At 59.5% G+C, this 22,319-nt stretch carries 16 protein-coding genes and 7 pseudogenes; 6 read left to right on the top strand and 17 right to left on the bottom strand.

All coding sequences use genetic code 11. The annotated features are described in order from the left end of the window. Positions 1-604: 604 nt before the first annotated feature. From ACRQ5Q_RS10615 to ACRQ5Q_RS10600, 4 genes and pseudogenes are all read right to left on the bottom strand, one after another. Positions 605-985 (bottom strand): TauD/TfdA dioxygenase family protein, encoded by a 381-nt coding sequence (locus ACRQ5Q_RS10615; protein WP_439397581.1) that lies wholly within the window; start codon positions 983-985, stop codon positions 605-607. Then, complete coding sequence (locus ACRQ5Q_RS10610; RefSeq protein ID WP_439397579.1) at positions 969-1,148, bottom strand: hypothetical protein; 180 nt, start codon at positions 1,146-1,148, stop codon at positions 969-971. Before ACRQ5Q_RS10610 ends, ACRQ5Q_RS10615 begins: the two co-directional genes overlap by 17 nt. A 666-nt stretch (positions 1,149-1,814) precedes the next feature. Next, a pseudogene (locus ACRQ5Q_RS10605) lies at positions 1,815-2,455 on the bottom strand (2-oxoadipate dioxygenase/decarboxylase family protein); the annotation flags it as partial. Positions 2,456-2,650: 195 nt separating this feature from the next. Continuing rightward, complete coding sequence (locus tag ACRQ5Q_RS10600) at positions 2,651-3,166, bottom strand: NAD(P)-dependent oxidoreductase (RefSeq protein ID WP_439397577.1); 516 nt, start codon at positions 3,164-3,166, stop codon at positions 2,651-2,653. A 45-nt stretch (positions 3,167-3,211) separates the two neighbouring features. On the opposite strand from ACRQ5Q_RS10600, the pseudogene ACRQ5Q_RS10595 reads away from it, so the two are divergent. Beyond that, positions 3,212-3,596 (top strand): annotated as a pseudogene (locus tag ACRQ5Q_RS10595) (transposase); the annotation flags it as partial. A 256-nt stretch (positions 3,597-3,852) separates the two neighbouring features. On the opposite strand, the pseudogene ACRQ5Q_RS10590 reads toward ACRQ5Q_RS10595, so the two are convergent. Together ACRQ5Q_RS10590 and ACRQ5Q_RS10585 are read right to left on the bottom strand one after the other, a co-directional pair. Continuing rightward, positions 3,853-3,954 (bottom strand): annotated as a pseudogene (locus ACRQ5Q_RS10590) (integrase core domain-containing protein); the annotation flags it as partial. A gap of 38 nt (positions 3,955-3,992) precedes the next feature. Further along, positions 3,993-4,283, bottom strand: a pseudogene (locus ACRQ5Q_RS10585) (transposase); the annotation flags it as partial. 104 nt (positions 4,284-4,387) lie between these two features. Between ACRQ5Q_RS10585 and ACRQ5Q_RS10580 the strand changes: the two are divergent. Further along, positions 4,388-5,506, top strand: coding sequence for an IS110 family transposase (locus ACRQ5Q_RS10580; protein ID WP_439397466.1), 1,119 nt, complete (start codon positions 4,388-4,390; stop codon positions 5,504-5,506). A gap of 321 nt (positions 5,507-5,827) precedes the next feature. Here ACRQ5Q_RS10580 and ACRQ5Q_RS10575 read toward each other — a convergent pair. The 11 genes and pseudogenes from ACRQ5Q_RS10575 to ltrA all read right to left on the bottom strand — a co-directional run. Further along, positions 5,828-6,140: pseudogene (locus tag ACRQ5Q_RS10575) on the bottom strand (transposase); the annotation flags it as partial. A gap of 144 nt (positions 6,141-6,284) precedes the next feature. Further along, the gene (locus ACRQ5Q_RS10570) at positions 6,285-6,488 is read right to left on the bottom strand and encodes a heme-binding protein (RefSeq protein WP_439397575.1); all 204 of its coding nucleotides are present in this window, start codon (positions 6,486-6,488) and stop codon (positions 6,285-6,287) included. 38 nt (positions 6,489-6,526) lie between these two features. Continuing rightward, positions 6,527-6,715: pseudogene (locus ACRQ5Q_RS10565) on the bottom strand (heme-binding protein); the annotation flags it as partial. A 333-nt stretch (positions 6,716-7,048) separates the two neighbouring features. Further along, a protein-coding gene (locus tag ACRQ5Q_RS10560; protein WP_439368321.1) for an IS630 family transposase occupies positions 7,049-7,997 on the bottom strand; the annotation gives its coding sequence in 2 pieces (ribosomal slippage) (positions 7,049-7,660 and positions 7,662-7,997; 948 coding nt in all). 273 nt (positions 7,998-8,270) lie between these two features. Further along, a complete protein-coding gene (locus ACRQ5Q_RS10555; RefSeq protein WP_439397573.1) occupies positions 8,271-8,813 on the bottom strand; it encodes a PCC domain-containing protein in 543 nt (180 codons plus the stop codon). Positions 8,814-8,996: 183 nt separating this feature from the next. Next, positions 8,997-9,881, bottom strand: coding sequence for an MBL fold metallo-hydrolase (locus ACRQ5Q_RS10550; protein ID WP_439397572.1), 885 nt, complete (start codon positions 9,879-9,881; stop codon positions 8,997-8,999). Continuing rightward, positions 9,878-11,041 carry a CaiB/BaiF CoA transferase family protein gene (locus ACRQ5Q_RS10545; RefSeq protein ID WP_439397570.1) on the bottom strand — a complete coding sequence of 388 codons (1,164 nt, stop codon included), beginning with the start codon at positions 11,039-11,041 and terminating at the stop codon, positions 9,878-9,880. The genes ACRQ5Q_RS10550 and ACRQ5Q_RS10545 overlap by 4 nt, the downstream gene beginning before the upstream one ends. A 29-nt stretch (positions 11,042-11,070) precedes the next feature. Further along, entirely contained in the window at positions 11,071-12,015 is a 945-nt protein-coding gene (locus ACRQ5Q_RS10540; RefSeq protein ID WP_439397568.1) for an HpcH/HpaI aldolase/citrate lyase family protein, read from the bottom strand. 129 nt (positions 12,016-12,144) lie between these two features. Beyond that, the gene (locus tag ACRQ5Q_RS10535; protein ID WP_439397566.1) at positions 12,145-12,999 is read right to left on the bottom strand and encodes a transporter substrate-binding domain-containing protein; all 855 of its coding nucleotides are present in this window, start codon (positions 12,997-12,999) and stop codon (positions 12,145-12,147) included. Positions 13,000-15,573: 2,574 nt separating this feature from the next. Then, entirely contained in the window at positions 15,574-16,797 is a 1,224-nt protein-coding gene (locus ACRQ5Q_RS10530; RefSeq protein ID WP_439399758.1) for an IS701 family transposase, read from the bottom strand. Between the two features lie 107 nt (positions 16,798-16,904). Beyond that, complete coding sequence (ltrA, locus tag ACRQ5Q_RS10525) at positions 16,905-18,380, bottom strand: group II intron reverse transcriptase/maturase (RefSeq protein WP_439397464.1); 1,476 nt, start codon at positions 18,378-18,380, stop codon at positions 16,905-16,907. Positions 18,381-18,823: 443 nt separating this feature from the next. On the opposite strand from ltrA, the pseudogene ACRQ5Q_RS10520 reads away from it, so the two are divergent. The 4 genes and pseudogenes from ACRQ5Q_RS10520 to ACRQ5Q_RS10505 all read left to right on the top strand — a co-directional run bounded on the left by ACRQ5Q_RS10520 (position 18,824) and on the right by ACRQ5Q_RS10505 (position 22,209). Continuing rightward, a pseudogene (locus ACRQ5Q_RS10520) lies at positions 18,824-19,578 on the top strand (IS5 family transposase). A 74-nt stretch (positions 19,579-19,652) separates the two neighbouring features. After that, the gene (locus ACRQ5Q_RS10515; RefSeq protein ID WP_439397564.1) at positions 19,653-21,002 is read left to right on the top strand and encodes an IS701 family transposase; all 1,350 of its coding nucleotides are present in this window, start codon (positions 19,653-19,655) and stop codon (positions 21,000-21,002) included. A 63-nt stretch (positions 21,003-21,065) separates the two neighbouring features. Further along, the gene (locus ACRQ5Q_RS10510; RefSeq protein WP_439397563.1) at positions 21,066-21,209 is read left to right on the top strand and encodes a hypothetical protein; all 144 of its coding nucleotides are present in this window, start codon (positions 21,066-21,068) and stop codon (positions 21,207-21,209) included. Between the two features lie 808 nt (positions 21,210-22,017). Further along, a complete protein-coding gene (locus ACRQ5Q_RS10505) occupies positions 22,018-22,209 on the top strand; it encodes a hypothetical protein (protein WP_439397561.1) in 192 nt (63 codons plus the stop codon). The last annotated feature ends 110 nt before the right edge of the window (positions 22,210-22,319 follow it).

Below are 22,319 nucleotides of genomic sequence, written 5' to 3'. Positions count from 1 at the left end.
AGAGCGACAAGTAGGAAGTTCAACTCTGAGCGTGGCATGGCGAAGTTGTCCAGCGGTTCTCTTCGGGGCGGGAGGCTTCGGATCAAAGCGAGTGCTGCATTCCTTTTTCTTGCGCTCTTCGTTGTACCTGCGACCGCTCAGAAGGGAGCTCAATCTTCTCTGAGAGAGCAAATTCGACCGGGAGTAACCTACGAGGACTGCATTACGAGGTGCAAAAAGTGCGGCGGCGGCAAGAACCCTCATTGCATCAAGTATTTTTGTACGGGGTATCCGCACCGAAAACCAGGTTTGTCGCCTTTACCAGTTGTCTGCCCAGCGCGCTTGGCTCTCCAGGAGCGCGCATTTTTTTCAGTGCGATTTTCAGCTCCACTCGCCGCGCGACACCGGAATTGGTCCGGGAAAGAGTGAGTCAGCGAAGAGGACCGTAAGGCGTACGCCGTCTCCCTCTTCCAGGTCTGCGGGGATAAGGGGCTGCACGCAATTGCGGTGACCGGTCATTACGACCTCCTGTTCGCACGATAGTACAAGTGCGCGCTCGCCGGTTTCAGGATGAACCCAAACGACCGGGTACTCGGCTCCACCCAGCGCTCCCGTGAGTTCTTCATCAACATACTTTTCGTCCGCCTCGATTACGCTTGAGTTCAAGGGATTCCCATTTGCACACAGCCCAGAGTTCGTCGGCGAGCATGCGCAGTGACACCGGAAGATTTCGATAGGCAGCTGCCGCATCTGACCAGACGGTGTCGCCTCCATAACCGCGCATCATTACACCGCGCAATGAGGAGATCCGGCGATATGCTTTAACAGCAATATCGGCGCCCCAGGCGTCTGCACGAATATCGCCGTGAGCTGACTCTAGCTCTGAAATCGTCAACGGCCCCGTGCTCGTACTGACCATAGGATACGGCGCCATTTTGCCGACGCGCATAGCAAAGCGCTCTTGCTCCGCATCGTCGAGATGTCGCTGATCACGAAAGAAGATCACCCTGCTCACGCAGCAGTTGCTTGATGGCTCGGATGACGTCGTCAGACAAGTCAGCCGACAGCCTCAGATTCCTGATCTCGGCACCAAGCCGAGCCGCACGATTGATGACGTTTTCGCCCGCGAGGGTATCAAAGATTGTTTGTTGCTCATGATACATTTTCATAACCGCACCCCTGAACGACGCTCCACCATGCGTGGGCCGCGAAACCGAGGGCGAAGACGGACCACTTCGTAGTGGCTACTACTCGGCTACATAGGGAACTATCTCGTTTCTCTCGCTACATATCGTAGGAGCGATCGACGTACAGTCAATGAAACGAAACCGATCTTGTTGTTCGCAAGCGAGCAATGATCCCCTCTCGAACGACGCAGGCGCTGAAATATTCGCGATGATGCCAGTCGCACGCCCCGCAACCGGCAAATCCTTCCATGCTTAGCTCCTGCGCATCAAAGCTCCATTCAGAGCTATGAAATTCCGCAAGCTAGTTTGGAGGTTCACTATCCACCAAGCACTACGACATCATGACGAAGTCGCCGCAAGCCTGGGCGCAATCAGACTCTCTTCGCGGACAAATACGTGTGATGACCGCGTGCCGATTTAGCGGCCATCCTAGCGGCTAGATAAGGCTGCAGGTTCTCAGTGTCTCGATTACATCCTTCGACGTCCAATGAGTTCCGATAGTATCTCGTCTGTATGCTGTCCGATCATGGGCCACTTGGGTTTCGCTAGTTGCTGTCGCCGAGAACTTTATCGGACAGGCTGCGAGGCGGAGCTCAACTCCCTGACCATGCCGCTCGCAATGACGATCCAATAAGAGGCTCTTGAATCTTCCGCAACCAATCGGTGGGCCCGATGCAGCTTTCGATAGGTGCAAAGTCTACCGTCGCGTCACTGTGCCAGCTGAAGGTTTCCAGTGTCTCGCGCACAAAACTCCGTGGCCTGCAGCTGTGTCAACGCGCCTTCGGCTTCGAACACCGCAATAAGCTCGAGGACTCGCGGTGTGAAAATCCGGCGTGCAGCCAAGATCGTAGCAGCCTCGGCGCGCAGCCCGGGATCCTCGATCAACTCGAGCCGAAGCAGGGATGTAAAGACCCGGAATGGGTTTCGGGGCAGCGCCTCCTCGGTGATCGGGCGAAAGGCGGTCGAATGAACGGGAACGCCGGCCGCCGATAGATCATAATATCCGACAGGATGCATGCCCATGACCGCGAGGACGCGGCGAATGTTGAATAGCTCCTGCGCAGTGCCGAGCCGGATGGCACCGTGACGTTCGACACCAGCCTTGCGACGTCACCGCTCTGATCGAGCCTGGCGAGCATCTGAGGATCGGCGCGCAATGTTTCTGCATTGACGTCTGCGACAAGCTCCAGGAGCGTCCCGTGTTGCGGGACCTCCGTGCGGTACGTGTCCGATAAGGCGCGCGAGAATAGGTCGCGGATATCATCGGGTTTGGCGTGCCGTGCGGTCATTAGAATACTCCTTTTGGCTCTCCGGCAGGCCTACCCATTTTGCATCTTTGGCGGCACTTGTTTTGTGTTTTCGATACAATCAAACGAGCTCGGTGAGGGACATCCTCAGCTTAAGGATGGTTTGATCATGTTGATGATGCTACGGGTACCGCCGATTGCATTCTTGTCAACGGGCCGTCAGATTGGCGGCTTGCTTCAATAGCCGGGTCCGAGATCCACCACGTTCTTAAGCGCCTGTCCCGTTAGAAACCGTTCGATGTTGTCTGCTATAATGGGGAATACCCGCTCCGTATAGTTCGTCGGAACTCCCGAAACATGGGGCGTAACAATCACGTTTGGCATATCCCAGAGCGGACTTTCTTTCGGCAGCGGTTCTCGTTCGAACACGTCGAGCATCGCACCTGCGATTGCATTGGCGCGGAGAGCCCTGATCAGTTCAGTCTCAACGACGACATTGCCCCGAGCAATATTTATTAAGAAAGCCTCGCACCGCATACACGCGATCTCGGCCGAGCCGATGACACCTACCGTCTCGGGCGTCGCCGGCACGGCCAAGACCACGAAATCGCAAAGCTGCAGCAAGTCCTGCAGCTCATCAGAACCGAACAACCGGTCTACACCTTCGATCGAGCGAGAGGCATCTCTTCTCGAACCGACTACAGTCATCCCGGCGCTCTTCGCGCGCCGGGCGATGGCCCCGAGCAGTTCCATCCCAACGTCGTTGATCGGAAGGCGCTCCAGCGCGTAAATCCGATGGCGAAGTTGCTGTCCTCGATCCCCGGGATCGGTCCCATAACGGCCACAGCTCTCGCCGACCGTGCCGGACGCGATAATTTTTCGCTCCGGGCGGGAGGTCGCGGCCTGGCTTGGCCTGACGCCTAAACAGAATTCCACCGGCGGGAAGGATAGGCTCGGCCGCATAACAAAGCAGGGCTATCTCAGGCACTTGCTTGTCATCGGGGGACGCAACGTCGTTCGCTATCCGAAGGCCCGGTCCCGGGTCGGAGGTGGCTGGATCGAAGCTCTGCTTGAACGTCGTCGGCCCATGGTTGTTGCCGTCGCTGTCGCCAACAAGTTGGCTCGGATCATCTGGGCAATGATGACGACCGGTGAGTTCTATCGGCCTAAGCTCGCGGCCTGAGCTGCCGCGATTTTTGGCCACCCTAAGTGTGAGGGCAGATGACAGCGTGATGGAAACCGGCGGAGCTGTGGGGATCGAGAAAGCCCGAAGAGTTTTAAGCGCAACAAGCGCGACCTGTTGATGAGGCCTCGATCCGCGATCTCCATCAGGGCCAGCGGCCATGCTATCGGTCGCAATGACAGGCCGTATACATGAACGCACCCGACCGATATCCAAAATGCTGTTAACCCTTGCATCCGCGGGGCCGTCTATACATGAAGCTCTCGACAAAAGCGTTCTGGATTGGCTTGCCCGGCGCAATGAAGTGCCAGTCGATGGCGTTTTCATTGGGAAGGCTCTGCGCGATCGCGGAGGAGGTGCCGGCGACAGCCTAATGCTTGCCCCAGGAATGGAACGCGTGATTGGAAGCAACACCTTTGCCCGCGCGTGGCGCAGCACGGTTTCGACCTCTCCCGTGCCATGCACGCTGTCCGCCGCCAGGAACGAGAACGGCACCCTTGCGGCGATCGCACGAGCAATCGTGCGACGCGCGATCTTGTGCTTCGTCGCAAAGCCCGCATCGCGCGGGACATGCGCTGCCTTCAGGCGAGCAGTTTGGTCGGTCCACTCCTTCGGAAGATAGAGCGCACGGTCGATGAAGGCATGGCCATGCCCCGACACATAGGAGGCGAACACTCCGATCAGGCAGACCGTATGTTCGTTGTCAGAGAGGTGGCTCGTCCGCAGTATGCGATGAGCGAGGGTTGCGCCGGGTGGGCCGGCACCGAGCCTCTCGCATAGGAGGACGAGCCGTGCGGCAGGATAGCAAAATCTACGTGGGACTGGATACGTCGAAGCTACAGATCTCGGTAGCCGTGGCCGAGGCGGGACGCGATGGCGACGTGCGCTTCATCGGAGAGATCGATAGCGCGCCTGATGCGGTGGAGCGACTGGTTACGAAGCTCGCCAAAAGGCACCGGGACCTCGCCTTTTGCTACGAAGCCGGTCCGACCGGCTACGGTCTCCATCGTCAGATCACACGGCTTGGCTACGACTGCATCGTGGTTGCACCATCACTGATTCCAAAGCGGCCTGGAGAACGGGTCAAGACCAACCGCCGTGATGCGCTGACCCTGGCCAAGCTGCATCGTGCGGGAGAGCTGACCGCGGTCTGGGTACCGGATCCGGAGCACGAGGCGGTGCGAGAACTGGTGCGTGCCCGAGAAGCCGCGATGGAAGATCTGCGGCGGGCCCGTCAGCACTTGCAGTCCTTCCTGCTACGTCACGGCCGGGTCTTCACCGGCCGTCAAGCGTGGACCAAGGCGCATACACGATGGCTGTGCGAGCAACGCTTCGAGCATCCGGCGCAGTATCTCGTGCTGGCCGAGTATCGCCAAGCGATCGAGGCCGCCGAGATCAGGCTCAAGCGCCTGGACGAACAAGTTGCCGAGGCGGTGAGCTCATGGTCCATGGCTCCAGTGATCGCAGCCTACCAGGCGCTACGCGGCGTCGCCTTCCTGACCGCGATCACCTTCGTCACCGAAATCGGCGACGTGCGCCGCTTCGACAGCCCGCGCCAATTGATGGCGTATCTCGGCCTGGTGCCTTGCGAAAACTCCACGGGGGAACGCATCCGGCGCGGCGGCATCACCAAAGCTGGTAATGGCCGGGCGCGCCGCGTGCTCATTGAGGGCGCCTGGACTTACCGTTTTCCCGCCCGGATAAGCCGCCTGCTGCAGGAGCGGCAGGCCGGCCTGACGAAAGCGGTGTGCGACATCGCCTGGAAAGCCCAAGTCAGACTCTGTGCTCGCTATCGCAAGCTGATGGCACGTGGCAAACGCCAGGCAGTCGTCACCGTGGCCATCGCCCGAGAACTGGCCGCCTTCCTCTGGGCTATCGGCCGAAAGGTGGAGCCGCACAGCGCAACCTGATCGCTTACCGAATTAGCCAACGCTTCCTTCCACCTCAACACAGGAGAACTCTCAGGAGCGACATCATTGTTGCGCATCGCTGGGGGCAGAGCCCCGGTTGGGGAACTCTCGCACCAATTGTGTGGCCGACATTGTCGATGCCCGCTGGCAGATCGAGGCAACCCCGGACGAACAAACGGAAATGCGGTATCCAACCCGCGTATCAGAGTCTGCAAACCGTCGTCTCAGCGGCTCTGCCTCCTGCGCTGCGTAACAATCATCCAATTGGCAACTCCGGGATAAACGGAGATCGCACTCTCATGCCGATAGCCCTGGACAACGAACATTAGAGTTGGTGATCTTGCCCGCCGCGCCAGTGTACTGTGCGTGCAAGCTCGCATAACGCTTTGCCCCGTTTCAAAAAGCCGGTCTCATCGATGACCCGAACCGCGTCCTTTTCGCCGAGAGTTTCCAGCGCGTATTCACGGGCAATGTCGCGCAGCGCGTCGGCGTCCCAGTACTGCCCCGGCCCAGGGTCCTCACTGGCGCCACGGGCCTGGATCGCCGGCCGCTTCCGCCGCATCCAACCCGTCTTGCGAGGCTCGTTGCCCAACAGTCCTTCAAGAAACTGTCCCGGCGAGGCCGCGACCCGCTCCTACGTAAACGGCCGACGGATGCGTTAGCTTGGCCTCTCGCAACGACGAAGCCTACAGCGTCAGCGTATCCTTAACCGACGCACTGCAATCATCAGATCCATGGTCACCCAAGTCAGGATCCTCAATCAATTGCAACTGCGATGCTAGTCGGTCGAGGCTGCGCCGATTGCCGCGAGCGCCGCGCGCGCGCATTCCATGTCCTGCGAATAGTGGCCGCCACTCAGGCCGATCGCGCCGATCACCACGCCGTTCTCCACGATCGGAAAGCCCCCGCCGAACACGACAAGCCGCGGCGTATGGACGATGCCATGCAAGAGCGACGCATCGTCCTTGATGAGTCGTACCAACGGTGCGTCGGCGCGCCCGTCGCGGCGGACGTGTAGGCCTTGTCCTGCGCAATGCCGAGCGACATCTGCGATGCTCCGTCCATTCGCATGAATGCCTTGAGAAGGCCAGCGTTATCGCAAACCGCAATTGACATGCGAAGACCATGCGCCTGTGCATGGTTCGCCGCGGCGGAGATGGCCGCCTGCGCGGTCGCGGCGTCGATGCTGGGCAGTGAAACCGAACTCATGCGTTCTTCCCCTAGTGATCGGATGGTGCGTCAATTGGCTGACGGCTTTGTGACTGCGGCGGTGCGAGTATGCGGCGCCCTGGCGGCAATCGCCGACGAGCCAGGTCGGAATGCCCTGGTGCTGCCACTACCGGAGGAACGCGCGGCATCGCATTGACGAGTAACCGCGCCAGTCTAACGGCGGTCGCCGTCGGAGACACTCGGGAATTCTAGCCGCCTTTCCTCCTTGAACGTGCCGCCGTTGACGGACTCGGTGAGCGCCGGCACGAAACGAGAGACGCGGCAGAACGCCTTGCACGTAACGAGCTCGACACCCGGCGCGACTAGAGCGTTTCACATTTTGATTGAAGCATAACCGGCGCTGGCGAAGTAGTTGGCGCATTCGCGAGGCTGGATGTCTTGGACGAGGTGACCGATATGGCGCCAAGTCTCCTCGATTGAGCGCTTCTGAGCTTGCCGCATCCAGTGTTTGATCTTGGAGAAGGCCTGTTCGATTGGGTTGAGGTCGGGCGAGTATGGCGGCAGGTACCAGAGTCTGGCGCCAGCAGCCTTGATCATTTGCCTGACGGCTTTCGACTTATGGCTTCCGAGATTGTCGAGAATGACGATGTCGCCTTCACGCAGGGTTGGCAGGAGAATGTGCTTTACGTAACCACGGAAGCATTCACCGTTGATCGGGCCATCGAAGACGCAGGGTGCCGTGAGTTGGTCATGGCGGAGCGCGCCGAGGAATGTGAGGGTACGCCAGTGACCGTGCGGAGCGAAGCCGCGCAGGCGCGCCCCTTTGGGTCCCCAGCCTCGCAAAGGGGCCATGTTGGTCTTGATCCAGGTCTCATCGATGAAGACGAGCCGGCCCGGATCGAGCCCGGCCTGCCAGGCTCGCCAACGCAAGCGCCTACGAGAGACGTCGGCGCGAGCCTGTTCGAGGGCGAACAGTGTTTTTTTTGAACCGCAGCCCTTCCCGGCGCAGGAACAGCCAGACCGCATTGTGTGAGACCTTGACCCCACGGGCTGCCAGTTCCGCCTTCAGACCATGCAGCGTCAGGTGCGGCGTCTGAGTGATCCGCTCGACGATGAAGGCGCGGTGCGGATCAAGCACAGGCTTGCGGTGACCACCCATCTTGCCAGGCGCTACCGAGCCGGTCGTTCGATAACGCTGTGACCACTTCACAACTGACGAGACAGCAACGCCAAACCGTTCCGCCACAGATCGGCAGCTCTCACCTTTGGCAACAGCGGATACCGCACGCTTACGCAAATCGTTGGAAATTGGTCGGACCATCGGATGCTGGCCTCCAGCCCAGCCAGCATCTTGAATCATATTCGTCCCAGACCCGGAATCCCTTCCGATTCAATAAATCCGTGAACCGCTCTAATCCGCGCGGCGCGATGATCGCGCCGCGCTCGAAGATGGTCGCCGGCAAACTCGGCGGCGGCGTACAATGCGCTACTCTCGCGGGCACTTGCGATTTCTTTAACAACTGAACGCAACTGCCATCGGCTAAAAGGACCTGTACCGTATTTTTGCGATTCTCAGAGTTCCTTTAGGACGAGTCTATGCCCGGACGAGTTCGTGGTAGTAGCCTGCGGGGTAGCCCCTCTTGTCCCAAGTAACCCTCAAAACGACCCCGGAAACCTTTGCGATAGCAACCTCGAAGTATTGAGTGGCTGTGAATGACCCCTCCAGCAAGTGTCCGCAGATTGTCTGTGAGGAGCTCGAGCCTGTAATGTGAACGTGGCAATATGGGCTTTCGTGTCCGACGAACCCTGAACCACCGAAGCCTGTATCTTGACTGCCGCGGATCAGCCCCGGCACTTCCTGCGGCGTCAGCGACTTGTCCGGAACCCAGCCCATTCCGATGACACCATGCGCGCTCACCTCCAAGGGTCCAGGAATCTCAGCGAAGTCGACCCCAAAAGGGGCATCCGGCTGTTTGGATATCTTGTGCACCCTAAGGTTCTTCATACAGCCAGTCGCGTCCAGAAGGATTCCTGTCTTGACATCGTTTTGCGTGCAGACGTCCCAAATGCCTCGAAGAAGGTCTTCGCCATGCTCGAGTTGCGCGTAGATGATCTCCTCGATCTTCCCTTTGAGCATGGGCCTTTTCTTTGTACCAACATTTTGCACCTGATAGATCTCCTAGTGGTTTAAGAGTGAAAAAGTCTGGAATGGACTTTAGGCTCCTTGACAGCCCAAGGGCCTAAGGTTCTGCAAGAACGAGCCTTGTCGACGAATTTGGTAGTTCGACAACGAACAGTCGGGCTGGTCGCGAACTGCCTTTTAGTCGGCATCAAAGCGAAACCTGACGTTCCCCAATTCACTCACCACCCACCCCGCCGTTGGTGAAGGAAAGTGAGCCGTCAATAGTTTCGTCGGCGTGTCGATGCAGCGGGCAATCAGGTCTCGCATCACTTGGATCGCCGCCTCGCGGTCATAAGCGCCAACAATATCCGGGCGCGCGAGCTGAATCGGGTGTTGGATGGCGTCTCCGGGGAAGATCGCGTCCTTCGATCCGTGCCGGACGTAGAGCCCGCAATGGTGTTTGGTGTGACCGTACAGGGGCATGTAGCGAATCTCGTCCGGCATTTCATTCTCGAACCCGTGCGTGTCTTCCACGAACGTCGCCAGGCCGTGCTCCACGATGGGCAGTATGCTCTCCGTCCATGGCTGTTTTCTCATCGAATGCGCTGTTCCCGATTCGATGTCGGCGCGCCAGAATTCGTACTCGCCCTTGCTGATCAGATAACGGGCATTGGGGAAGGTGGGCACCCATTTGCCATCCTGCAGCCGCGTGTTCCAACCAAAGTGATCGCCGTGAAGATGCGAACACATCACGAAATCGACATCCTCAGGCTGCACGCCCGCACGCGCGAGGTTGTCGAGAAAGGGTGTCCGCAATTGATGCCAGGGAAGGCCAGGAGCCTCCTTGTGGTTTCCGCAGCACGTATCGAACAGGATCATGTGGTGTCGCGTACGGATCAGGTAAGAATGCGAAATCATTTTGAGCTTGCGCGTCCCCGGCTCGACGAGACGGGGGCCGAGCCAGTGCTCGTGCTCCCGGATGATCTCCGTCGTCATGCCATTCAGGAACCAGCTCCCATCGAGAGAAAACTCGAACTCGGGGATCGAGTCGACGCGAATGTCACCGAAAAATTGCGTTCTCATGCCACCGCCCTCTTCGCGCGCAGCGCAGTGATCTCGTCGACGTCGAATCCGAAGTCCGCCAGAATCTCATTGGTGTGCTCGCCGAGCAGCGGAGCGCGCCGGATCGGGCTGCCCCCCACTCCCATCTTCACGGCCTTGCCCGCGGTGCGGTACTTGCCTATGCGCGGGTGGTCCAGCTCAACCACGAGTTCTTCCGCCAGAACCTGCGGGTGGTCGAACATGTCGCCGATCGATCGCACCGCAATGGAAGGGACTTTGCCCATCATCAGCTCCTCCCATTCGCGAGCGGTGCGCTGCATGAGTGCTTCGCGGATCATCGGCCGGATCTGGTCTTTGAGCGCGGTGCGCTTCTTGAGTGTGTCGTAGTCGGGGTGGTCTGCCAGATGCGGGAAGCCAAGGAATTCACACAGCGCCTTCCAGAAAGCCGCCGTCGTGGCCTGCAGGTAGAGGTGGCCCTCCTTGGTCGGGTAGATGCCGGAGTAGCTCGCCCCCCACCAACGGCTGACATCGCGCGGCTCGGTGTCGGCCCAGATGAACTGGCCGGCCTGCATCGCGATGGCGGAGCGGAGCAGCGAGGTCTTCACATGCTGCCCTTCGCCTGTGCGCAGCCGATGGACCAGCGCCGAGAGGATCGCGATCGTGGTCATCGCCGCCGAGTAGTAGTCGACGATCGAGCCGTTCATGATCTGCGGCCCGTCCGTGTCTATCCCCTGCATCGCGGCGACGCCCGTGAAGCATTGCAGCATCTGGTCGTAGCCTGGGTGATCCTTGAGCGGGCCGGTGTCGCCATACCCGGTGAACGAACAGTAGATGAGGTCGAGGCGCTTGGCCTTAAGTGTCTCGTAGTCGATGCCGAGCGCGGGGGCCACCGAGGGGCGGAAGTTCTGAACGACGACATCGGCTTTCTCAACCAGCCGGTAGAACGCGGCCTTACCTTCGGCGCTCTTCAGGTCGATCACGATCGAGCGCTTGTTGCGATTCGTGCCCAGGAAGGCGCGGCATTCCTCCAGGGTCGACGGGTACTGGCGCACCGCGTCACCGCCGGGCGGCTCGATCTTGATGACGTCGGCTCCCAGATCGCCCAGCACCGCGCAGCCGTATGGGCCCGCGAGATAGGCGGTGAGGTCGAGGACGACGATCCCTTCAAGGGCATCTGCCATGCTTGCTTTCCTGCTTGGGGTTGCTTGATTCAGAACGAGGGAATCTCGATGTGCGGGATTTCGCCAACGTCGATTCCGGCGGACTGAGTTTTGTTGAGGAGATCCATCGCGACGCGGACGTTCGCGTAGTCGACCAGCTTCGAGTTGTGGCGAACCGCCGCCTCGCCACGAGCAAGCGCCGCCGCATAGACCGAGATGAGTTCGCGCGCATCGTCGATCTCAGTCTGCGTGGTCGAGTAGACCTCATTGATCACCGGGATGTGGCTTGGGTGGATCGCGGCCCCGAAGGACGCTCCCAGCCGCTTGGACTTCTGCGCGATCCGCCGCACTAGCTCGAGGTCGTCGATGCGCCCTGTCATGCTGCCTTCAACATACAGGATGCCGGCGGCGCGGACTTGCTGCACGGAGCCGACGCCGAAGTACCAGCCTTCGTCGGCGTCATCCTCAATCTGCAAGCCCAGCGAGCGGCACACATCACCACCGGCGACGATGCCGGCACAACCCGCTCGCTTGATCCGCTGCGAGGCCATGCAGATGTCGAAGAATTTGTGCCGCGCCAAAGCGGTTTCCGCGTGCGGAAGAATCTCGATCTTTCCGAGCGGCAGGCCGCGCGACCTCTCCAGCTCACCGAGCACCAGGTCGAGTGCCGAGATGTCTTCCGGCTCTTCAGTCTTGGCAAGCGCCACGCCATCGAGGCCGTCTACGACGACCGCGTTAAGGTCTTCGAGCACGCAGCCGGTTCGCCATGCATTGAGCCTCACGAAACGCCCGATGCGATTGGTGCGCAGCTCGTTGATGGCCGTCGCAATCGCTTTGCGGGCGGCCGGCTTCTCACCGACTGCGACCGCATCTTCGAGGTCGAACATCAAGGCGTCCGATCCGTACTTGGGCGCTTTCAGCATCCACTCCAGTTTGCTCCCGGGCACATAGAGCATCGAGCGATACCAGCGGGCTTCGCGATGGGTCTGAGGCATTGCTGTTCACTCGTAGTTGAATCATGCATCGCCCGACCTCGACAAGCAGCCGGCCGACGGCGAGGGGAATTGCAGGACGTGAACCTGTCGCAATAGCGGACGACGCATTGCTGCACGCCCCGTGGACGGTCATGACTTCTCAGGCAGCGGCGCGTTGTTGATGGTAGCCTTGCCGATGCTGCTGTCGGCAGGCAGATGCCACTTCTTCAGCAGCTCGGCGTAGGTGCCGTCGGCGATCAGCTCATTCAGCGCCTTCTGGAGGGATTCCCCGAGCTCCCTGTTCAGGAATGCCATCCCCCACACGGCCCTGGCGAGGGTGCGCGGGACAGTGGCGTAGATGTCGCCCTCCGAGAGATTCGAATAGGCGACCGTCCCCGCCCCCGAAACTGCAATATCGACACGGCCCTGCTGTAGCTCCAGTTTCGCCATGGGTGTTCCGCCGGAGATTTCAACCTGAACCAGAGAAGGCTTGCCAGCCTTGGTACAGACTTCTTCGCTCCACTTATTGACGACAGTAGTCGTTCCAGGCGAGCCCCGGTACGTGACAACACGCTTTCCGCACAACGCCTCCGGGGCCTTTGTCAGGTCCGCGTTAGCTTTGAGCACGAACAACACGTAGGGATCGTACACATAGTCGATGAAGTTCACGCCCAGCTCGCGCCTTTTAGGATCGCCCTGGATACCCCCACCGCCATAGAGGTCGACGCGCCCCGTCTTCAGCGGCGCGAAGCTCACCAGGTCCTTCCAGTCGAAGAATTCCCATTTGACTGTCGCTCCGACCTTCTTTGCCATCGCTTCGAAGATGTCTCGGTCGAAGCCGGCGAATTCGCCAGTTTGAGGATCCTTGTAGGCGAAGGGCGGAAAGGTGGTGATATTTGCGGCAGTGATCACCCTGGGGGAATTCTGTGCATATGCAGCGCCTGCAAAAAGGCTCAGGGCGGTGAGCCCGCTTATTAAGAGACGGCTTGCGATCTTGAAAAACATTTGGTTTCACTCAGACTGATTGTTCCCCACTGAACTTTAATGCTAAGGGATTTCCTCGGCCGAATTTCCGCAATATGGCGCGTTTCCAGGACGGAATTCATCGCCCGAGCTGAAGAATGCGAAGCTTTTGCGTAATCGACTATCGCCGCCTCTGCAGAGTAAAGCGGAATTCGTTCATTTGTAAAAATAGTCTGCTTGTTCGCGCATTCGTGGATGGCGCGAGTGCGATGCGGAACTGTTCGCAGCGACGTTACGAAGGTAACGCCTTGACTTGCAGCAAGCGCAGCTCGATCAGATTAGATCAGGCAATTCTTCGGAAACGCCGCACGCTCAGCTTCTTACCTTCTCGGTCGTTCGTTCACGGCAGGAGCGGTGTGCAGCCGGAAGTTAATTCACCACGATGTGGTTGCGCGGAGGATTGGAACCAAGCAATCCTCAATATAGGCGAGGAGCATTGGCAGGTCATAGCTCCTTCGACTTTCATCGAGTTGGTTATTTTATTTTATTGTGGCGCAAGGCCGCCACGATGGTGATCGCGCTCCGATCGATGCCCCAAACGGCGCCGCTCCCTGACACACCTCTTGGCGCACGCCCCCCTGAGCCGCGCGAGATTTGTGTTGACCCCAGTCTTGTCGATAAAACGAGCCGGTGTCGGGATCAAGAAAGCCTTGCTCTCATATCCAGCATCGGCGTGTTCGCGCAACGTCCCCTCGTTGCCGTTCAGTAGCTTGCAGGCTTTTTTTTAAAAGTGATGTTGTGACGGTCAGAAAACTGCCCGAGCGCGCTGCGGCTGGTTCGAATTCGCCGCTTGCGCAGCTCTGGAAGTGTCTCCGCCAGAGTTCAGGTCTGGATGCTCAGCAATCACAACCTCGGTCGCGAACTCTTCGAGTGACCAAACGCTTCCACCGCGCGGCTTCGCGGCTGCGTTGTCATCGTCCGCCAGCGCTGCAGCCACCTGACAGCCGATGCTACGCTCACCTCACAAGTTCATCCGCTCGCGCCGCGACGCGCCCGCAGCCACGGCCTCGGTAACGCGTTTCCCGCAGGTCACAAAAAGAGACCTTCGGCACCGCCCGGCCCGCGCCGGCGTTCCGGGAAAGGCCTGCGGTCTTTTGCGATTGTCATCGTCTCTGTTGAATATCAGAATGCGTGGAGATCGCCTCGTGTCTCGATCGGCCGCCGCTGCGGATCCGCATGTCCCGCCGTCTTGCGAGACTGGCATCAGGTACAACTCGCTCACCATGTCGTAAAGGAAGTGGAGGAAACTAAGCCGTTTTCGCGTCTTTCGGGTCTCTCCCCCCTCACCCCCGACGTGCTATCGTTGCGTCCGGCCCTGAGCAGAGCACAAAGATAGCTAACACCGCGAAGCTGAATTTCAGTCCAGCCTACTTTTTTGGGAGGCTTCGAATAGCTCATCGTTGGATCCGATCAGCTCGCCGGATTTGGGGTCCTTAAACTTGACCGGCGAACATTTGGATATGGCAGCGGCATAATTTTGCATCCAGCGCGTATGCCGTGCGCGTGGCCGGGCTTGCTGCGAGAGCGAGTCCCCACATCACGAGACGAACTGCGATTTTCAACGACATATTGGCCTCCTCTCTTCTTTGGTCTCCCTTCTTCAAACGAATTTACTATACGCCCAATCATCTCAGCACTGCTGAGATGAACTCTCGAGTGCGGCGCGTCGCGGCGACCAATCTGGGGCGGATACTACGAGCCCATGGCCCAACACGCGCGCTGTACTTCTTCAAATTCGACAGCGATATCGCTCGAATCCTGCGCTAGCAGCATGGTACAGGAACTCGCGACGCCGACCGCCCATCAGAAGGTATGGGCTACTGATGAGATAACACGTGATCGATTCTCCTCTTTCCCAGGGTAAGCGGCAGTTCGTCTCGGTGAAGCCTGGATTGACGTTCTACGGTGCACCCGTTGGTATTTTGATGCTTGAGCGCGTCCACTCGCCTGGCCTCCGCCCTTACATCCCTGGGGATACCGGCAATGCAAGCACGTGGAGTGTCCCTGCGCGCTAAAAGATGGTGCCTAGCGTCACTGGCCACCGGATTCTTGGGCCCGACAGGGGGCATAACTGATCACCTGCGGCTGTGGATACTCGATCCGATACCAAGAAGCAGTCCGCGCTGCGGTAGACGTGCCCGCTCTCCTATCTAGCCTTCTCCTAGCTCAGTTCCTTGAACGGATGCTTCCCCGAGGGAAATCGCTCGGCATCATTGTTGGGAGTTTGCCTTCACTGACTCCAGAGTTGTTGGAAGCGGCCGGGCTGGGAGACAACTCCGGGCCTAGGGTCATCGTCGGTCTCGAGGGGGCTCCGGCGTTCGCCACTGCCTTTATTTCCGCCAGCGGCGACCTCGACGTTAGCGCTGTCGAAAGCGAAGTAGTTGATACCGCAGTGACTCTAGCATTACAGTTGCAATTTTTTCCTGAGATGGGCTTTGCGCGCGTTGGCCTGGTGGGCCCTACGCCAAGACGACCATGCGAGGATATGGGCGTGCGGGATGCGCCGCTGGGCAAGCTTCATGGCGAGGCGCCGGATTTCCTGGATCGACCAGCGGATCAAGAACGATGCTTCGGTCGAGGCCGCGGTCGTGTTTTTTTAAGCAACGACCCGGTGTTGGCCCGATGACGGATGACGGCCATCATGGCGAAGGCAAGCATGACGAGTGCGACATGGCGATGCCAGCCATGCCAGGAGCGGGTTTCGTTGTGATCAAGGCCGAGCTCGTTCTTGGCGGTTTCGAAGCTGTCCTCGATGGCCCAGCGATGGCCTTCCACCGACACCAGCTTCTGCATGGACGTGCCTTTGGGGCACCATGTGGAGAAGAAGGCCAAGCTGCCGTCGGCGATGTTGCGGCGGATCAGAAGACCCCGCGTCCATTCCCCGGCAAGGTCGTCGTTGTATTCACCGGCGTCGAGATCGGCCAGCTCGAGATAGGCCCAGTCGTGCCAGCGCGGCCCTTTGATCCCCTCGCCGGACGCCAGGCGGCGCCAGGCCTTCTTGGGAAGGCTCTGCGCAATCGCGGAGGCGGTGCCGGCGACAGGCTGCGGCTTGCCCCAGGAACGGAACACATGATTGGACGCAACACCCAGAACATAGCCCTTGCCCTCCTTGCGCAGCAGGGTTTCGATCTCACCGGTGCCATACACGCTGTCCGCGGCCACGAACGCGAACGGCACCTGTGCGGCGATCGCGCCAGCGATCATGTGACGCGCGATCTTGGGCTTTGTCGCAAAGCCCGCATCGCTCGGGACATGCGCAGCCTTCAGGCGAGCGGGGTCGTCCGTCCAGTCCTTTGGCAGGTAGAGTGCCCGGTCGATGAAGGCATGGCCATGCCGCGACACGTAGGCGGCGAACACTCCGATCTGGCAATTGGTGATCTTGCCGGCCGAGCCGGTGTACTGGCGCGCGACGCCGCATGAGGCCTTGCCCTGTTTCAAAAAGCCGGTCTCATCGATGACCAGAACCGCGTCCTCATCGGGCAGCGTTTCCAGCACGTATTCACGGACAATATCGCGCAGCGCATCGGCGTCCCACTGCCCCCGACCCAGGATCGCTTGCTGGCGCCACGGGCCTGGATCGCCGGCCGCTTCCGCCCGCATCCAACCCGTCTTGCGCGGCTCGTTGCCCAACAGTCCGTCGAGAAACTGCCCCGCCGCGGCCGCGACCCGCTCCTGCGTAAACAGCGGACGGATGCGTTGCTTGATATCTCGCAACGCCGAAGCCCACAGCGTCAGCGTATCTTCAACTGACGCGCCACCAATCATCAGATCCCGAATCATGGTCGCCCATGGATTCAGAACCTTCAGGAAGATGTTCGCGGTAGGGACGCTCATTGCTGAGCGCCCCCCGCGCGGATCCGGACGAGCCCAATTAAGGCATCCGGCTCTTACCTTGGGTATGTGACCGCGAAGCGTTGCTGTGGCCAGGGATGGAGGATGCGGGGTTGTGGGAGCCATTCGTCCGCCAACCTCGTCATACGGTCCCACGTGAAGCCGCCTCGTTGACTTCGCCGCCGAAGCGTTCGACGCCAAAGATCGGTCACACAGTAGCGGAACGCTGAGAGCGCCCGCCCATTTGTAGGAACCCCATAGTATGCGAAGTGGCCGGTGACGACCTGTCTCAGCCATGCACCCTGGGCACGGATCGGTTGGTGCATCCGTCGTCGCAGCTCTTCCTTGATGTCCTGAAGCTTCTTCCGCAGACGGTCGCGACGGGTCTTCCTTTCGAGCAGGAAGTTCCCCCGGCGTGACTTACCGCAGATGTGGATGAAGCCCAGAAACATGAAGGTCTCCGGTTTGCCAAGGCCGCGCCCTTTGCGATTGGCCGCCGCACGGCGACCGAACTCAATCAGGCGGGTCTTGTCTGGATGGAGCGTCAACGCGAATGCTTCAAACCGTTCACGCATCGCATCAAGGAAACGGCGAGCGTCGTCCTCATGCTCGAAGCCAACCACGAGATCATCGGCATAGCGCACGATAATCATGTCGCCGTGGGCCTCTTGCCGTCGCCAGCGTTCGGCCCAGAGATCAAACGTGTAGTGCAGGTAAGCATTGGCGAGCAGCGGCGAAATCACCGATCCCTGCCCCGTGCCCCTGTCGTCCACAGTTACGACCCCGTCTTCGAGAATGCCCGCCTTCAGCCATTTACGGATCAGGCGGATGATGCGCTTGTCGCCGATGCGGTGTTCCAGAAACTGGACCAGCCAGTCTTGGTTCACACTTCCGAAAAAGTTTTGCACGTCGGCGTCAAGTATCCAGTTCACCTTCCGCGTGGTGATCGCTACCGCCAGGGCGTCCAACCCATCATGTGGGCCTCTACCGGGTCGAAACCCGTATGAGAAGCCGACGAAGTCGCCTTCGTAGATGGCGTTGAGCACCATGACGGTCGCGCCCTGGACGATTTTGTCCTCCAAGGCAGCGATCGCCAACGCTCTCTCCCGGCCGTCAGTCTTCGGGATGTACGTCCGACGTGACGGCTGGGGACGGTACGCTCCTCCGTGGACCCGCCGGTGCAGATCCGCAAGCCGAGGCTCCAGATCTGTCTCGAAGTCCTGCCATGTCACACCATCCACGCCGGGGGCTGCTTTGCGCTTGAGCGCGTAGAAAGCCATACGGAGCGTGTCTGTGTTGATATGGTGGAGAAGCGCGGTGAACCGCTCCTTCTTCCTCTGCCTTGCGGCTTGCCGTACGCGATCAAGCTCCTGGATCACACGATCCCGGCCCCGTGTCCGGAGTGTGCTTTGCTGTCTCGCGTTTCCCTTGGTCCCCGCCCTTCGCTCCATCGCCTCCGCCACCGCACCTCCGGCATTGTTCGGCGACTTCATAGCTACTATGGCGGAGTCAGACTTCTCCTGATCGTTCATCGGCGGCTACAGCTCCTCGCCTTCCCGCCGCGGACCAGGCTGCTTCCATGAGCATCTGGCCGACCAAGAGAGCTCCCGGTTCCCGTACAAGAAGCTTCTGCACATGCCAGGGTCTGCGACCACGCCGAGACGACCGGGCGCTCGCGATATCGCGCCCCTTCGTGTTGCCTTCCGCTCAGTTGACAGCGTCGGCTCTCGGGAAAACATTCTTTCGCGGCTCGATGGCTGGCCTATGCGCTCCCCTGCCGACGCTTCGCCGACATCCTCGCGGACGCCTGCGCACGGCTCGGGGCCGATGTGGGTCGCTACTCCTTCATCGCAGTGGACTTCCACCACTTACTCCTTGCCGGTCTCCCGGCGCACCAACTGTAATGCTAGGGTCTGTACCTAATTAGCGAACTCTGATTCCCTCGCAGCGGGTTGATTCCATGCGGGGGACTTCGATGCGCAAAGGACTGTTCTGGCTCAACGACAAGCAATGGGCTCTGATAGAGCCGCATCTGCCAACGAACCAGACCGGACCGGTGCGCGACGACGATCGACGCGTCATCAGCGGTATCATTCACATGCTTCAGTGCGGCGCACGCTGGCGCGATTGCCCGCCGGACTATGGTCCGTACACGACGATCTACAATCGTTTCAATCGCTGGGCCCGGACATTGGCGGGCGATCTTTGAAGCGCTCGCCCGCTGCGGCAAAGACGGCGTGACTTTGTCCATCGACTCCACCACGATCAAAGCGCATCGCTCGGCGAGCGGCGGAAAAGGGGGGAGCATGAACAAGCGATCGGCCGCTCGCGCGGCGGGCGGACCACGAAATCCACGCGCTGAGCGACCCTGACTGCAGACCTTGCGCATTTCATCTCACTCCAGGCCAGGACGCTGATATTGCCGCAGCGCCAGCCCTTTTGGAACTCGCGCCACCCATGTCTGCCCTTATTGGCGACAAAGGGTACGACGGCGACGGCTTTCGAGCCGAAATCGTCGATCGTGGTGCCAAGCCCGTCATTCCAAACAAATCCAACAGGGTCACTCTCCACAGCTTCAGCAAACGCGCCTACAAGGGGCGCAACGTTATCGAGCGCTGTTTCTGCCGCCTCAAGGATTTCAGGCGTGTCGCAACTCGCTACGACAAACTAGCCAGGAACTTCTTGGCTGCCGTCCATCTCGCCGCCATCGTTGCCTATTGGAGCAATTGAGTCCGAGCCCTAGCACTACTTTGGCAGAATGTTGGTTTTGCGGTGCTTTATAGGATTCCCGAATCAATTTTTCAATGATTCATGGGTGGTCGGCTCTTGGAGGGCTGACCATGCCGGGATGGAAGGACGAACTTGAGCGCTGGCTGATACCGTTCTTGGACCGGCTGGGTCATAAGACCCGGCAGCGGATGTGCCCTCTCTATGTGGCTGGATTGATCGGCCCTGGCGATCGCAAGAGCGTTCAGCCGATGGCCGAACGCCTTGCCACGAGCAACTACGACCAGTTGCACCATTTCATTGCGGACGGTGTCTGGGACGCGACGCCGCTGGAAACAGAGTTGCTCAACCAGGCGGACCGACTTGTCGGCGGCAGGGATGCGGTGCTGGTTATTGATGACACTTCGCTGCCGAAGAAGGGCGATCGCTCAGTCGGTGTTGCGGCTCAATACGCGTCGGCTCTCGGTAAAACTGCAAATTGCCAAACGCTGGTGTCTTTAACGCTTGCGCGCGGGGAAGTGCCAGTGATGGTCGCGTTACGTCTCTTTCTGCCTGACAGCTGGACAAGCGACATGCCTCGTTTGAAGCGCGCTCGCGTGCCAGTCGAACACCGAACGCCACGGTCCAAGCCGGAGATCGCTTTGGCCGAGATTGACCGCGCGATGGCAGCCAACGTGCGCTTTGGATGTGTGCTGGCGGATGCAGGATACGGCCTCAGCGCACCGTTTCGACAAGGGCTAACAGAGCGCGGGCTGGCCTGGGCTGTCGGTATCGCTCGGCACCAGAAAGTGTATCCGGTTGATGTGAAGCTCATTTGGCCGATCACCAAAGTCCGTGGCAAACCACGAAAGCACCACGTGCCCGATACCTTATCGATTGCGGCGGAACAAATGCTGGCCGGCGCCAGATGGAAAACGGTGACTTGGCGTAGCGGGACGAAAGGTCGGCTCAAAGCCCGATTTGCTGCTCTCCGTGTCCGCACCGCAGACGGCCCTGCGCAGCGGATATGGGATAAAGGTCAGCAGCATCTCCCAGGCGACGAAGCCTGGCTCATTGGCGAGCAACGTGCCTCCGGGGAGAAGAAATACTATCTCGCCAATCTTCCGGCGGCGACGGATCTGCGCACGCTGGCCGCTACCATCAAGGCACGGTGGATTTGTGAGCAGGCGCATCAACAGTTGAAGGAGGAGCTTGGACTTGATCACTTCGAAGGGCGATCATGGCAAGGTCTTCATCGCCACGCCCTTATGACAATGATTGCCTACGCCTTCCTGCAACATCGTCGCCTCGCATACGCGGGGCGGAAAAAAAAGAATCAACGGGCCTCCGCCTCAACCAACCATGCCCGCCGTACGCCACGCCATCGTCGATCTCATTCTCCGGCCGCCATCGCAGCGATGCCCGCACTGCAGAAGACGAATCCGTGAAAAACCACAGCACAAACCAAATCTGCCAAAGTAGTGCTAGTAAAGAACCGACCGGACATTGGGATGCTGCTCCTTGAGTGCGGCGATCTGCCGCCTTACGCTGCGTCGGTCCAGCAGGCGACTGGCGTTCCAGTCTTCGACTTTACTTCGATGATCGAATTCTTCATCCGTGGGTTGATCCGCAAACCCTTCACGGGACTCACCTGAGGGCCGCGGGCCCAAGCCGCAGGGGCCGGGGCCGAGCCCTCGGTCGGAACAAAACACAAGATGACGGGAGACTAAGAGCAGCAACGCTCAAACCCCCATACGTCAATGGAAGTACAAATTACCCGGCTGTGCAACCCTACACATTCCCCGCGAACGGCGGGCCGGCTCGCAGGGCTGCGGCCGTAGTCTTCCACGAGGAGAACGTCCGTTTCCGTCGTTCCTTACCTAGAATACCTGCTCAGGGAAGCGCGGCAATCGATAACTTGCAGTTGCGGATACCAATCCGATACCAAAATGCAGTCCACGATGCGGTACATGTCCCGGTTTTCCTATCTAGCGTCTCCTCCCTTAGCGTTGCCACTGCATTGTGCAAAGCACAGCGGTCACTGGCTATTGGGCATGATGACCAGATTGATCTCGGGGGGCCGACGAGCTGGTCCACCATACGGTGGGATACTCTGAAGCACATCGGCCTCGATTGCGAGACTCCCAGGACAGCCGATTCGCGGCTCGTCTGTTCCGGCAACGCTCCTGTGTCCAGCGATCGGCTCTTATCGGCCACTAGTCACCCTCCCGAGTTTTCACCAGCCAATTGGTGCTTCGGCGTGGAGAGAGGTTGTCGTTCTAGACGTGATGCGCACCGCGGTCAGCACATTCGGAGGCACCTTGAGGGAGGTGCCACTGACCCGATTACCTACCATTGCCGTCAAGGCGGTTGCAGATCGTTCCGGTTTGCAAATGCCATCTCCATCACGTGCTGGATCATCGATCGGATGGGGCCAGAGTTTACAAGCACATCGCTTCAAAGATGACCGCCTACCCGGAGAGAAATCAGGATGTGCTATCAAACGATCCTTGCAGAAACTCACAACCGAAGGGTATCAAGGCCGGCGAGACGCTTGCGGTCGTCGAAGTCATGAAGATTTATGACGTGCTGCGCGCCGAATGCCACGGCACGTCAATCAGCTCCACGCAAGCGCCGAGTCCATCATCGCCGTGAAGGTGATTATCCAGGAATTAGACTAGGTGATCTCGCTAAACCAACGACAAGGAGGGTCACAGAATGTTCAAATCGGGACACAGAGTGGTAGTTAATCCAACTTTCCAAAC

Source organism: Bradyrhizobium sp. PMVTL-01, from assembly GCF_051861855.1.
In the GTDB taxonomy this organism is placed as follows: Bacteria; Pseudomonadota; Alphaproteobacteria; order Rhizobiales; family Xanthobacteraceae; genus Bradyrhizobium.
The sequence above is the reverse complement of the archived record's forward strand: the minus strand, read 5'-3'. Positions and strand labels throughout refer to the sequence as shown.